Genomic DNA, 14,238 nt, shown 5'->3' on the forward strand with positions numbered 1-14,238 from the left:
TAAATTCAATAGGCGGGGTCGCGGTCGATCGGGCAGGTCATGCAGTGGCCACCACCGCGACCGCGTCCCAATTCCTGACCCGAGATTTCGATCACCTCGACGCCGGCTGCGCGCATCTTGCCGTTCGTAAACGTGTTGCGCGCATAGCCAACGACCACACCGGGCGAGAGGGCCACGACGTTATTGCCGTCATCCCACTGTTCGCGCTCGGCCTGGAACTCGTTGCCGCCGGTCGAAATGACCTCAAGCGAGTTCAATCCCAGGGCTTCTTTGTAGACGTCGAACAGGTGTCCTTTTTCCACGTGAATATCCAAGTCCCCGCGGTCACCCGGGCGGATCGAGATACAGGTGATCTGGTCCGCAACTTCCGAGAATGCAGTGACTTTGTCATGGTCAAGGCAAGTGAAGACGGTATCCAGATGCATGGCCGCGCGGCTTTTTGGCATCGCACAGGCGACGACACGTTCAGCACCGCCTTTCCTGAACAGCGCTTCGGCAACCTGGGCGACGGCCTGCCTGGTTGTGCGTTCGCCCATTCCTATGAAGACAGTACCGTTGCCCACCGGTTGAACGTCGCCACCCTCGACCGACGCCAGGCCGAAATCGTCGTCGCTGTCGCCCCACCAGAACTCGAACTCGGCGTCCTTGAACATCTTATGGTGGCGATACACCGTACGCATGATCAGGGTTTCCGGTTTACGAGCAGGCCAGAACATCGGGTTCGTCGTCACGCCATCGAAAATCCAGCAGGAGGGGTCGCGCTGGAACTGCGCATTGGGGATGGCGGGAAGGATAAAGTCGCCCAGAGAAACCAGATCACCGAACTGTTCGTCGATCATACCCTTGGGCAGGTCTGCGAAGATGATGCCGCCAAGCATATGGCGAGCAAGCAGCTTGGCGTCCATCTCGTCCAACCAAGCACGCATTTCTACGGAAAAGCCCAAGCCGACCATGTTGGGCGTGATCAGACGGTCCAGAAGGAAGGCGCGCGCTGCGGGGTCGTCTGCGATGGCTTGAGCCAGCAGATCCTGAATGTCGTAGACCTCGACCCCGCGTTCTCGCATCAGGGAACAGAATTCTGCGTGGTCCTTGCGGGCCTGCTCGACCCAGATCACGTCATCGAACAAAAGCTCTTCGCAATTTCGTGGTGTCAGACGATCATGCGCCAGTGAAGGGCGCGAGACGATCACCTTGTTGAGCTTTCCGATCTCGGAATGAACGCCGAGCTTCATGGCAACTCTCCTTTCGAACTATCCGTTTTCTGAATCTCTTCAATGTCATTGGCCTGGCCCCAGCGAACCCAGACATGGATAGGCACGCCCATAAGCAGCAGGACCGAGCCAACCAAAACAGTTTCGGCGCCTGAGCCGATGAAGGCCCAGACCGAATAAATGAACCCAAGCGCGCCCAGTACGATGACCTTCGCCAGTTCCGGGCCATGCAGGACCTGCCCGCCTTTCAGCCGGATCATAATCTCGGCCACAGAGCAGATGGCATAGGGCAAAAGGCTGGCGACAACGGCGAGCAAAATGACAAAGTTGAATGCGGCGACCAGCCCTTGCGCATAGTTCATGATGATCAGAACCGAAGCCAGCGCATTCGACAGGATTAACGCATTGGCAGGCGTTCCAAATTTGGATTTTTGGCCCAAGGCTGCAGGAAAGACGCGATCCAAGGCAGCACCGTAAGGGACCTGGCCACTGAGCAGTGTAAAGCCGTTCAAAGTGCCAAAGGTCGAAATCACCGCGCCCACAGCAACAAGGACGCCGCCAACGGGACCAAACATCACCTCACCGACGGCTGCCAGAGGTGCGGCGGAAACAGCGAGCAACTCGGCAGGAATGACGCCCATCGAAACGGCGGTTACCGAGATATAGACGCTTGCGGCGATAATCACGCCGATCACGGTGGCGCGCGGGATAGTCTTTTCCGGCTCGATAACATCACCAGAGGGAACCGTCGCAGATTCAAGACCCAGGTAGGCCCAAAGCGTCAGAGCAGCCGCGGCAGAAATCGCCGTAAACGCCGTGGTGCCGCTTTGATTGACCGGAACATAGTTCTCGGTGTTGATCCAGAAGATACCCAATGTGCCAATCAAAATCAGCGGAGCTAGCTTGAGCACGGTGGTCACGATCTGAACCAAACCAGCCCCTTCGACCCCTCGGATGTTGACCAAGGTGAGCGTCCAGATTGCAACCAACGCGGTCGATAGGCCGTACATTGGCACTTCGATGATAATTGGGAACAGGAAACCCAGATATCCCACCAACGCGACAGCAACAGCTGCGTTCCCGGTCCAAAGTGCGATCCAGTACCCCCAGGCAATAATGAAGCCTGCAAAGTCTCCGAATGCTTCTTGCGAATAGGCGTAGGGGCCACCGGGTTTCGAAACGACGCGTGACAGCCTTCCGAAAATGATCGCGAGAACAAGCGCCCCTGCCGAAGTCAGAATCCACCCACCAATTGCGATTGGCCCAAACGGTGCAAGTGACGCTGGTAGAAGGAACACTCCCGACCCGATCATGTTTCCAACAACCAAAGCGATACAGGCCGTCAGCCCTAGGGCACCTGATGTCGAAGTCGTCTCTGGAGCGGAGCGATCGGTCATTGCGACGGCTCAGTTCGATGTTGTGTCTGAAGTCTCGGTTGCCGGCCCGTCGATCCCCGGATCAGTTATGGCCCCAACGGTAAGTGCGGCGCAGATGATCACGGCTAGAATTACGAGCAGCGGGAAAACAAAGCGCAGCCACCGGTCATATGACACACGACCAATGGCTAGCCCTCCCATGACGACGGCAAATGTCGGGTTGAACAGGTTCACCCATCCGTTTGCTGACTGATACGCTGTAACCACCAGGTCACGACCGACGCCCGCAAAGTCTGCCAGTGGTGCCATGATCGGCATCGAAAGCGTGGCCAGCCCTGACGAGGACGGCACCAGGAATGACATCAAGATCTGAATGCCAAACATCGCGTTGATAAAAGCAAACTCGCTCAGCCCCGAGACAAACCCCTCGGCTCCGGCGAGGATTGTGTCGGTGATTTTGCCCGCGTCCATAATGACGACAACACCGCGCGCGACGCCAATGATCAGGGCAACGCCCAGCAAATCGCGCGCGCCATCAACGAAGGTTTCCACAAAGGTCCCTTCGTCCATTCTGGACCCTTCATCCGTTTTCCCGACCCACCAAACGATGATGGACATCACCAGGAAGAGACCGGACATCTCGGCCATCCACCACCCCAGCGCGACAACACCATAGATCATGATGGCGAAGGTAATCCCGAAAAGAACCAGAATGATCGAACGCGTCTTGGTCATCTCGGGGAACGTATCATCGCCTTCCGAACCCTTTAGGAAATGCGCCCGGTTTTCCTCGGCCTGATCGGCCACCACGGACAATGACGGGTCGGCTTTCACGCGTGATGCGTATCGCATGACGAATGCGATGCCCGCAGCAAGACAAAGGACAAGGATAATGAACCTAAGAACGATCCCGTTCGTGAACGGAATACCCGCACCTTGCGAGGCAACAACTGTCGCAAATGCGTTGAAGGTTGAGCCCAGGGTCCCAATGCCTGCGCCTAGCATGATCACCGCAACCCCGGTCAAGGAGTCGTACCCTGCCCGAATAAAAACCGGAATGATCAGAGCGTAGAACGCGAGGGATTCTTCGGCCATGCCATAGCTTGTCCCGCCAAAGGCAAAGGCGATCATCAGGATTGGGATCATCAGGATTTCCCGCCCTGCCAACCTGTGCAGCAACCAACCGATGCCGGCGTCGATAGCTCCTGTCTTGGTGACAACCATCAGGAAACCGCCGATGACTAAAACAAACAAAGCGACATCAATCGCCGCGCTGGATGAACTTCCCAGAAGACCAGGATCGTACATACCTGCAATCGGGGCAAGGATAACTGCCGTAAGTCCTTGGGGGTTCGGCTCGACTTCGTGGTAGGTGCCCGGGACAGGCGCTTCGCTGCCCAGAGCTTCGTTCATCTGACGGTCGTACTCACCGGCCGGAATAACCCACGTAAGGGCGGCCACGACGGCAATCAGTATGAACAGAATGGTAAAGGCGGTAGGAAATTTGAACTTGAACATATGAAACTCGCGCTGGGTGAAGCTGAGAAACTGGGCAGTCAAATATTTGAATATTTATGTCTCAACTTAGTACCAACGCGGTGACTTGTCACTTTCGTAAAACGTGAGGTTGTCGAACACATTGAACAATGTCTGCCATGGGCTCAGAGCGGTCGTTCGCTGCGTTCCGTCTGAATGACCGCTCTGCGGACAAGGCAGTCGCTAGATTTATGGTCGGTCAAAGGTTTTATGGGTTTAAGCTGTACCGTCGGAAATTAATCGGCTTTGGGCTACAACGCGCTCAAAGCGGGCCTTCACGTAAGAGACATCAAATGCATAGGTCCGCTGTCCACGATTAGTTTGGGGCTTCATTTCGTTGTCGTAATATGTATCTGAAGAAACCGACGAAACGGGTTTCAATGTTGCTTAGTGGTGCTGACCCCCGGCACCGCCTATTGTTCATAATCAGAAACAGAATTTAACGGCAGGAGGGTCGAGTGCATAGCATCTCTGATCGAAGTATGTTCGCCACCAAATTGGCTGAAGAAGCAGGTGCATTGGCTATAAAATATTTTGGCAATAGAGACACTCTGGTGGTGGATGCAAAGGGTGCTCAGGATTGGGTCAGCGAAGCCGACCGGAATGTCGAGACGTATGTTCGCGAAAAAATAGCCGAGGCCTATCCCGATGACGCAATCTTCGGAGAAGAGCACGCTGCGAAATCAGGGTCCAGTGGGTTTGACTGGGTAATAGACCCAATTGACGGCACCACGAACTTCGTAAACGGCATTCCGGCGTGGACGATCGTCCTGGCGGTTGTTTCAGAGGGACAAACACAAATCGGTGTCATTCACGAGCCGAACGTGGCTGAGACCTATGTCGCCATGCGGGGGGCGGGAGCAACGCTCAACGGGCAGCCAATGCAGGTCGCATCAGGCGTCGATATGGCAAGCGGGACCGTCTCGGTCGGATATTCGAACCGCATCGAAGCGGCAAAGGTGATACCAATCATTTCAGCCATCATCGAACGCGGGGCCATGTATCATCGCAATGCAAGCGGCGCGCTGTCGCTTGCCTATGTCGCAGCAGGCCGGCTGTTGGGGTACGTCGAAGAGCATATGAACGCGTGGGACTGTCTTGCCGGTCAGCTGTTGATCACAGAGGCGGGCGGCGTCGTCGAAGAACAGGACGTGAATGAAATGATCCGCGATGGTGGCCGTGTCATTGCCGGTACGCCAAAGATCTTTGATGATCTCAAAGCAATTTGCGAGAAGGCGTGGCACGTCTGATTTGCGTCAGGCGATAGCCCGCCAGCCGGGGTTGCAGCACAGCGTGTCCAAATCAGCGCTCCAGAAATGCCCCTGCCCAGGCTGGTCGTGCTGGCGATCAATCCGCACCCCGGAGAGATGACACCACAGCAGCGTCCCAACCGCGCCGTGGGTTACGATGGCAAGATCACCACCATCGTGCGCGTCCATGATTGACGTGACTGCCCCGACAATCCGGGCCTGAGCATCTGTCGCGGTTTCCCAGCCGCGAAAGCTCACGTCGGGTGCAGCGAAGAATGCATCGGCGGCGGCTTCGAACTGGTGCGGTGGCAAGAAACCGGTGGCACTGCGGTCATTTTCGCCCAGCGCCGGGTTTACCTTCACCTCAAGGCCGTGCGGTTTGGCCAGGATCGCAGCTGTCTGTTCTGCCTTGCGTTCGGTGCTGGACCAGATGGCGCTGACCGAAGCCATGATCGGCGCATTTGCAAATGCTTCGGCCCGGGTGCGGCCCACCTCACTCAGTTCCCAGTTGGTGATTGCGATCTCTGGGTTCACGACCACTTCCGGGTGCGAAATGATAACGAGTTTCGGCAATGTCAGCCCTTCGGCAGCAAAACCGGTCCCCGGTCTGCAAAGGCCATTTTGACGTCAGCGCCCGGTAGCAACGGATCATCCACGTCGTCCTGCACGGCAAACACCTGTCCGAATGCGCCGGTCAGCGTATATTCCATGCGCACGCCGACATAGGTAGCTTTGGAGACTTTTACCGGGATGCCGGTTTCGTATCCGATCAGGATGCGGGACGGACGCACCGCCAGCGTTGCCGGACCCACGGGCAAATCGCGAGAGGGCAAGCTGTGGCGGTGACCTTCGATGTCGATTGTCGCCTGATCGCCATCGACTTCGACGATTTTGCACTCGATCAGGTTCGCTTCACCGATGAAGTCAGCCACGAAGCGGTCGATTGGTGCGTCATAGAGTTGCCGTGGTGTGCCGATCTGGGCGATGGCGGCGTTACGCATGACGACGATCTCGTCGGACACGGCAAGCGCTTCCTCCTGATCATGGGTTACATAGACAACCGTCAGTCCGAGGTCCCGCTGAATGGAGCGAATGTCTTCGCGCACCTGTCGGCGCAGTTTGGCATCGAGGTTCGAAAGGGGTTCGTCAAAGAGCAGCACCTGCGGTTCCAGCACCAGCGCGCGGGCGACTGCGACACGTTGTTGCTGGCCTCCTGACAGCTCGCTAGGCAAACGGTTGTCGAAGCCCTTGAGGCCCACCAGTTCCAACCCTTTGAGCGCGCGCGATCTGGCCTCGCTCTTAGCAAAGCCGGAGAATGTCAAACCGTACATCACGTTTTCCAGCACGCTCATATGTGGGAACAGGGCGTAAGACTGAAACACCATAGACACATCGCGATCAGTCGCGGGCAGCTTGGTCACGTCGCGATCGCCAATCACGATCCTGCCCGAGTTGGCCATCTCCAGACCGGCAATCATGCGCAGCGTCGTTGTTTTGCCGCAGCCCGATGGTCCCAGCAGCGTCACCAGTTTACCTGCTTCCACATGCAGGTCGATGTTGTCGACGGCCACGACATCTTTGCCAAATACTTTTGACACTCCTTCGAACCGAACCGGCGCGGCTTTACTAGCAATGTTGGTATCCGTCATGTCGTTCTTTCCGCTCCGATCTGGGTGCGCCGTCCGATCTGCACGCGGCCCACGAGGAATTGCAAAAGCCCTACAGATGCCAGCATCACGAAGATCAGCGTGGTGGAATAGGCGATGGCAAGGCCGTAGTCATTGTTCTCGACGCGCCCGATGATGTAGCTGGTCGCCATGTCGTATTCGGCCGATACCAGAAAAATGACTGCCGAGATCGCGGTCATCGCGCGGACAAAACTGTAGACGAGTGCCGCTAGGATGGCGGGCTTGAGCAGGGGCAGGATCACGCGTCGGAACGTCTGCCACGAGTTTGCACCCAGAGTCAGCGAGGATTCATCAAGCGACCTGTCCAGTTGCGACATGGATGCAATGCCCGCACGCACGCCGACGGGCATGTTGCGGAAAATGAAGCTGATCACGAGGATCACACCAGTGCCTGTGATTTCAATCGGGGGAACGTTGAAAGCCAGGATGTAGCTGACCCCGATGACGGTACCGGGAATGGCGAAGGACAGCATCGTTCCGAATTCGAAGGCGTTTTTTCCGGAGAAATTTTGGCGCGTGAGCAAGTAGGCGGTCACCAGTCCTACAGCTGCCGTCAGCGGAGCCGCTATGGCCGCAATGCTGATGGTGGTCCAGAAACTGTCCCATGCGGCACCCGTCCAGCGGATACCTTCCTCTTCAAAGCGAACTGAGAAGGCGGTGAAATAGTGTTTGAAGGTGAGCGTGTTGTTGACACCCCAAAGCTCAACGACGCTGCCGTAAATGATCATGCCGTACACAACCGCTGTAAACAGCGCCCAGATGGTCGCGATGGCCAGCACGGGTATTGCCAGCCCATTGGGCATCAGCGGATGCACCCCGGCGTCCCCCTTGCCGGAAACGGTGGTGTAGCTTTTCCTACCGAGCCAGGCGCGCTGCGCGTAAAAAGCAGACAGCGTGAAGAAGAGCAGTACCATGGCCAGCACGGCGGCCCGACCCTGATCATATTGCGCGCCGACGATGGCAAAGAATATCTCGGTCGACAGAACGTCAAAATTACCGCCTAGAACAAGCGGGTTGCCGAAGTCGGCCATGCTTTCGATGAAGCCGAGCAGAAATGCATTCGCCAGACCGGGTCTCATCAGGGGCAGCGACACCGTTCGGAAGGTTTGCCACCTATTGGCGCGCAGCGTTTGGGCGGCTTCCTCCATCGACGGCGACACGCCTTCGACAACACCAATCAGCACCAGAAATGCGATGGGAGTGAAGGCCAGCGTCTGGGCGATCAGGACGCCCGGCATTCCATAGAGCCACCGCGACGGTTGCACGCCAAAAAGATCAGCGAAAAAGACTGTGACCGACCCGGACAAACCGAAGAGTAGGATCAAGGCCAGCCCGATTACGAAGGGAGGCGTGATTATTGGCAAAACAGTCAGCGCGCGCATCCCACGCTTGAACCGAAACCCTGACCTGGTGACCACAAGCGCAAAACAAAGTCCCAGAACCGTGGTGATCAGGCCGACGAGAATGGCCAAAAAGAGGGAGTTCCACGCGGCGCCGCATTTCGCACCCCAAAAACACCCCAATCCCCAGAGACGATCATCAAAGAACTTCGAGGCAAAAACAGATACCGAATAGGCGCCGTCTTCGGTCACAAAGGCCGAAAACAGCATGTTGGCAATTGGAAAGAACACGAAGGCGGTGACAATTGTAATGACACCGCCGATGGCGCTGACGACAAACACATCGCCGTTGACTGCACCGCGCGCCGCGATGCCCTGCGTGAGCAGGAACAGGAAGGCCGACGCACAGAGCATCGCGCCATACCCCATGCCGAACTGTCGGATTTTTGGCGCGCCAAACAGGGCCTTGAGCCAGTCGAAGTTGAAGCCGCGAATGCCGATCCCGAAGCCTTGCGCAATCAGCCAGCCAAAGCCCAGTGCACCCGCAAGTATCAGGATCTTAGCGTAGATCGGATCAGATTTAGGTTTCCCAAGCACCAGAATTGGCAATGCCAGCGGTATCAGCAAGGGTGCAAGCCAGAGCTTTTCACCCTGCCCGATCAGAAATAGAGCGGGCGCAAAATCTTCGTCATACGGATAGCCGTTAAAGAGCCATTCAAATGACCAAAGGCCATCCTCAACCATGTACCATGGCAGCAGGACGTAGCCGACCCACCCGACAATGATCCAGAAGATCAATACCGGGTGGGTCCTGGTTTTCGCAGTGTCAGTCACTTACTGCGGCAGAACCGAAACGTCTTCGTCCCACTTTTGCAGCAGACGCTTACGTTCATCAGAGGAGCCGTACTTTTTGAAGTCGTAGTCAATCAGCTTGATCTGGCTCATATCCGGGGCGCTTTCAGATGTTTGCGCACCCTTGTTGGACGGAACCTGGAAGGCATTGACTTCAAGCGCGAGGTTTTGCGCTTCGGCGCTCAGCGCCCAGTCGTAGAACTTTTTGGCTTCTTCTTCGTTGCGAGCGCCTTCAATGATCGACATCGAACCGATCTCGTAACCAGTGCCTTCGCACGGGGCGACAACCTTTACAGGGAAGCCCGATACCGCCTGCTTGACCGCGTCATGCATGAAGACAATGCCTATCGTGTTCTCGCCACGACCCGCGGCCTTGATGGGCGCCGAACCGGATTTGGTGTACTGATTTATGTTGGCGTGAAGGCCTTTCATGAACTCAAAGCCCTCGTCCTCGCCAAAGATCTGCACCATCGACGCCAGCGTCGTGTAGGCAGTTCCGGACGAATTCGGGTTCGCCATCTGAACGTGCCCTTTATACTCAGGCTTGAGCAGGTCCTTCCAGCAGGCGGGTTCAGGCAGGTTGTTGGCCGCCAGGAGGTCAGAGTTGTAGCCATAGCCCAACGCACCCGAATAGATACCGATGGTCTTGTTGCCAGCACTTTCGGCCTGTGAAATTGCCCAGTCATGCAATTGGTCACGCATGGGCGAGACATATTCCATAGTTAAACCTTCTTCGGCGGCTTGAAGGTGCGGGTCACCAGTGCCGCCCCACCAGACATCTCCTTTTGGGTTTGAGCTTTCCGCACGGATTTGCGCAAAAGTCTCGCCAGAGGATTTGCGAGTCATGTTCACGTCAATGCCGGTGGCGTCCTCGAAACTGCGCGCCATCAGCTGGCACCAGTCTTCCTGCGCCGAACAGTAGAATGTCAGCTTGTCGGCTTGCGCAGCACCCATGGAAGCGGCGAATGCGATCAGTGAGCCAGCAAGTGTGTTTGTCAATTTTTTCAAAGTCTTTCCTCCCATAACTATCCGGCTTCCAGCTTTGAGCCGGGAACTGTCATGTCACCTGTGAGGGCGGCCACGCTTAATTGTGGCATCTTCTTATATCACCGGTCTCGGTACGGCTTTTCCTCTTTGTGACTATGTAAGTCTGACCACTCTAGCACTTGTTTCGCAAGGATTTTTGCAGAGCGACAAAATCAGTGCGATCCAAACGAAGCACCATTGCAAGCATTATTCAAAGGAAGATCGCAAGTTCACCCATAGCCTTCGAATGCGCGGAGCTTGATACTTGCGCCAATTGGCGAATATGTTCTGGGCAATCAGATGGTCTAGCGGTCATACAGATTTTGCCGCGAATGTTGAAAGCTAGCTTCCGATTTTGACCCCACTTGTGATGTGTGGGTTCACGCAGTGAGTGCGTTCTCATCGCGCTACTTGACCGAGGAAATTTACCCTCCGAACGTCAACAATGGGCTCGAGCGGACCTTCGCTGCAGTTGGTCCTAACGGCAGCTTTGCGCTCCATCGCAGACGTTCGAGGTCGAAGACTTGATATCCAACCCAAGGTCGCTGAAAAACGCCCTCGCTGGCGTCAGAACCGCATGCGATCTTCCCTTCTTGGTCGTTCGGGTCGATAGTTGCCTTGGCGGCGGCCGGTGTAAGGATTTGTATCGAGATACGTCCCTTGCCTTCGACGCATGTATTCAGCGAACTGGGTCAGGGCATCTACCTGATCATCTTTGACAGCATCCGGAAACGCCAGCAGTTCCCTACGAAACTCATCAAACCAGGGCTTGTCCGTAGGGATGACTAACTTACCAGATTTTATCCAGTCGGTCTGTGGGATGAAGCGGTCCAGTTTGTCGGTGACCACGTTGACGGGCATGTAAACACCTGCAGCGGTGCGTTTCAATTCATCCAAAAGGTGGATACCCATCGCCGAGGACTCGATCAGGACCCGGTCCGCGCGCCACTGTTTGCGCAATCGAAGAACAGCGTTGCGCACCTCAGTATAGTTCGTTCGAGCCCGAAAGACGTCGAGCAAATACCATCTCTCTTCATACGCATGCCACCCAAAGGTCAGCCCCACCGTAAAGTCAGAACGCGGACTATCCTTCGCGGCTGTATCCCAGCTTTGGACCCGCCGGACGAACACGTCTTCGTCCGGCAAGGTTTCCACTAGATGCAAATCGGACATTGAGAGAAATTCGTTTTCACCGTCCGTGGGGTTCTGTTGATACTGTGCTTGGAAGGCAAAATTGCCTATGTCGGCCTTGATCCGATCAAGAACCTCCTGCGGTTCCCGCTCTGGGTTCAACAAGTCCCCTGGCCGACGCTTCAGCACACGGTTGTTGTAGAGCGGGATCTCTTCCGGGACCTCCGCGATCGACGGCAGGCAAAGATGGTCAAATGTGTCCTTTTCCAAGAGGTAGGCCGAGAAGTCATCCGGGTGCAGACGCTGCTGGATCGAGACAATACGATCGGTGCGCTTGTCGTTCAGCCGCGAGAACAGGGTCTGGTCGAAGAAGTCACGCAACTCCTGCCGGTACGTATCGTGGCGCATTTCAGAGGGTTTACCCAGATCGTCGATGATAATGAGGTTTGCACCGAAGCCGGTGATACCACCGCCAAGAGAGACCGATTTGCGCCCGCCGCCTTTAGTGGTTTTCATATGTTCGAACCGGTTGTGTTTGGGATCGACCTTCATCTTTGGAAACAGGCGCTGATAAAACGGGCTGGTCACCAGCCGTCGAAACTGTTCCGCATGTTCTCGCGCCAGATCTTTGCCGTAACTGACAACAACCACTTTCTTTGTCGGATCGCGTCCAAGCTCAAAGGCTGGCAACAATACAGATCCACAGATCGATTTCAGATGGCGAGGGGCTATCGAGATCATCAACCGTTGGCACTCACCGGAGGCCACGCGTTGAAGGGCATAACACATGGCCTCCAGGTAAGGGGCCCGGGCAAGCTTCTCGCCCGGACACAAGATAGCAAAACTGCCCGCAAGGAATGCGTAGAGGTTTTCACGCATCGCAGCCTCTGCCAGCCTTTTGCGATCATCAGAATTCAGGGCATTCATCGTCGATGCCTCCCTGGATGCTTGCAAAAAGCTGATCCGGATCGCTGCCAAACATATCTGCCAGCACTTCCAGGGCGGCCAGGTCTGAACCGGGGTCGGCCGCAGTTGCGCCTTCGCCACCCGCCAATTCTGCGGCGCGTGCCTCCTGAACCGCGGGCAACAGTTTGAGCACCCGGTCAATCGAGCGCATCTCGCCTTTGACTGCCCCATTCACCAACTGGCGCAGAATTGCTTCCAGCATCGTGACCTCGCGGCGTGATCCATTCTCGGTGATTGAGATTTTCCGAAAGAAGACCTCCTCAAGCATCGACCCAACATTCTTCGACGCTTTCGGCCGGCCTTTTGGATTGCCGGATCTGCCTTTCTTGAACTGGGTCGCTTTGGGCGGTTTGCCGTAGCCCACTTCGTAATCTTTCGTATCGTCAGACATGATCCGCCTCCTGCTTCGAGGTGGTGTCGCTGGCCGCAGAACGCGCATCGAACGTCAGGCCTGTCACCGCATGCACGGCGTTCTCACCAGTCATCTCCTGCCAACGTCGGATAGCGACATCGACATAAACCGGGTCGAGCTCAATCAGCCGCGCCCGGCGCCCGGTTTTCTCAGCCGCCAGCAAGGTCGCGCCGGACCCGCCAAAGGCATCCAGCACGACGTCGCCGCGGTGGCTCACATCCATGATGGCATCTGCAACCAGAGCTGTCGGCTTCACCGTGGGATGATCCGCGAGATCCGCCTCGCGCCCTGCCCCAAAGCTGTTCACACCGGCATAATCCCAGACATTGGTCCGGTTGCGCCCGTGTTTGCCCAATTCGACATTGTTGACATGCGCAGCACCTGGTTTCTTGAAGATCGCAACCAGCTCGTGCTTGGAACGATAAAGGCTGCCCATCCCTCCGTTAGTTTTATTCCAGACGCAGAGATTGATGAGATCAAAGCCACCTGCCTTGCCCGCCGCAATCAGTTCTTCGATATGACGCCAGTCCATGCAGATCATTGCAATACGCCCGTCTGGCAGACGGCCAAACAACTGGGTGATCACGCCTGAAAGAAAGCCGCGGAACTCGCTATTCGACATTTCTCCCGACGCCATGGCAAACTCGCGGTGTTCGGCGCTATTGCCGGACCGCACATGCCCATTGACCGGTACGTTGTAAGGCGGATCGGTGAAGACTATCTGCGGGGTCTCGCCTTCCAGCAAGGTGTCGTAGCTCTGGGCTTGAAGGGCGTCCCCGCAGAAGATGCGATGATCTCCAAGAACCCAAAGATCGCCCGGCTCCGTGATTACGGGTGCCGCAGGGTCCGGGGCCTCTACACTTTCCGCTTCCGTCTCCGTGGCCTCGTCCGCACTATCGATGATGATGTCGATCTCCGGTGCCTCGAACCCCGTGATTTCCAGATCAAAATCCAGCTCGCCATCAAGGCTGAGATCCATCAGCTCCGCAAATTCAATCTGAAGGGCCGCTTCGTTCCAGTCGGACAATTCCGCCAGCTTGTTATCCGCAATGCGCAAAGCACGAACTTCTGCATCTGACAAGTGATCCGCGACAACAGTCGGTACGGAATTCAACCCCAGGGCCTTAGCGGCCTCACAGCGGCCATGACCCGCGATGATGGTACCCTCAGCATCCACGAGGATCGGAGTGACAAAGCCAAACTGGGCCACCGATGCCTTAAGCTTGTCGATATTCTTGGCCGCGTGCACGCGGTTGTTGTTGGCGTAGGGCTTGATCTGGCTGATCTTCAATTGGATGACTTTCTCCGCCATCCAGATCGGCGTATTGGACGCCAGAGCGTCACTTTGTGTTTTGTTGGCAGGCATAACCGCCTCCTTTTGCGTGACGCCGCGCGGACGTCGAGATGGAGGGATCGCGTTGGAAAATCGGAGAGAGCACAAATAGCAACT

Annotated in this window: 11 protein-coding genes; 1 reads left to right on the top strand and 10 read right to left on the bottom strand. The window is 56.3% G+C overall.

Features of this window, described 5'->3' with window-relative positions:
- Positions 1–5 precede the first annotated feature (5 nt).
- Genes ACR0IP_RS15370 through ACR0IP_RS15380 form a run of 3 tightly spaced genes read right to left on the bottom strand, consistent with a single transcriptional unit; the run spans position 6 to position 4,105 of the window.
- Complete coding sequence (locus ACR0IP_RS15370; protein ID WP_170719940.1) at positions 6–1,232, bottom strand: arginine deiminase; 1,227 nt, start codon at positions 1,230–1,232, stop codon at positions 6–8.
- Positions 1,229–2,608 (bottom strand): amino acid permease, encoded by a 1,380-nt coding sequence (locus ACR0IP_RS15375; protein WP_480526518.1) that lies wholly within the window; start codon positions 2,606–2,608, stop codon positions 1,229–1,231. Before ACR0IP_RS15375 ends, ACR0IP_RS15370 begins: the two co-directional genes overlap by 4 nt.
- A gap of 9 nt (positions 2,609–2,617) precedes the next feature.
- Complete coding sequence (locus tag ACR0IP_RS15380; protein ID WP_480526519.1) at positions 2,618–4,105, bottom strand: YfcC family protein; 1,488 nt, start codon at positions 4,103–4,105, stop codon at positions 2,618–2,620.
- A gap of 500 nt (positions 4,106–4,605) precedes the next feature.
- On the opposite strand from ACR0IP_RS15380, the gene ACR0IP_RS15385 reads away from it, so the two are divergent.
- Positions 4,606–5,373: an inositol monophosphatase family protein gene (locus ACR0IP_RS15385; protein ID WP_170660751.1), complete on the top strand. Its 768-nt coding sequence runs from the start codon at positions 4,606–4,608 to the stop codon at positions 5,371–5,373.
- 6 nt (positions 5,374–5,379) lie between these two features.
- On the opposite strand, the gene ACR0IP_RS15390 is transcribed toward ACR0IP_RS15385, so the two are convergent.
- The 7 genes from ACR0IP_RS15390 to ACR0IP_RS15420 form a co-directional block, all read right to left on the bottom strand.
- Positions 5,380–5,946 (bottom strand): histidine phosphatase family protein, encoded by a 567-nt coding sequence (locus ACR0IP_RS15390; protein ID WP_170660750.1) that lies wholly within the window; start codon positions 5,944–5,946, stop codon positions 5,380–5,382.
- A gap of 2 nt (positions 5,947–5,948) precedes the next feature.
- Positions 5,949–7,022, bottom strand: a complete 1,074-nt coding sequence (locus tag ACR0IP_RS15395; protein ID WP_425085049.1) for an ABC transporter ATP-binding protein — start codon at positions 7,020–7,022, stop codon at positions 5,949–5,951.
- Entirely contained in the window at positions 7,019–9,145 is a 2,127-nt protein-coding gene (locus ACR0IP_RS15400) for an ABC transporter permease (protein ID WP_425085059.1), read from the bottom strand. Before ACR0IP_RS15400 ends, ACR0IP_RS15395 begins: the two co-directional genes overlap by 4 nt.
- Before the next feature lie 90 nt (positions 9,146–9,235).
- Positions 9,236–10,261, bottom strand: coding sequence for an ABC transporter substrate-binding protein (locus ACR0IP_RS15405; RefSeq protein ID WP_117872863.1), 1,026 nt, complete (start codon positions 10,259–10,261; stop codon positions 9,236–9,238).
- A gap of 585 nt (positions 10,262–10,846) precedes the next feature.
- A complete protein-coding gene (gene terL / locus ACR0IP_RS15410; RefSeq protein ID WP_480526520.1) occupies positions 10,847–12,337 on the bottom strand; it encodes a phage terminase large subunit in 1,491 nt (496 codons plus the stop codon).
- On the bottom strand, positions 12,318–12,767 hold the full coding sequence (locus ACR0IP_RS15415; protein WP_170719166.1) for a DUF5681 domain-containing protein: 450 nt from the start codon (positions 12,765–12,767) through the stop codon (positions 12,318–12,320). Before ACR0IP_RS15415 ends, terL begins: the two co-directional genes overlap by 20 nt.
- Positions 12,760–14,154 carry a site-specific DNA-methyltransferase gene (locus tag ACR0IP_RS15420; protein WP_480526521.1) on the bottom strand — a complete coding sequence of 465 codons (1,395 nt, stop codon included), beginning with the start codon at positions 14,152–14,154 and terminating at the stop codon, positions 12,760–12,762. The genes ACR0IP_RS15415 and ACR0IP_RS15420 overlap by 8 nt, the downstream gene beginning before the upstream one ends.
- Between the last annotated feature and the right edge of the window lie 84 nt (positions 14,155–14,238).

The organism is Ruegeria sp. AL11 (genome assembly GCF_056540865.1).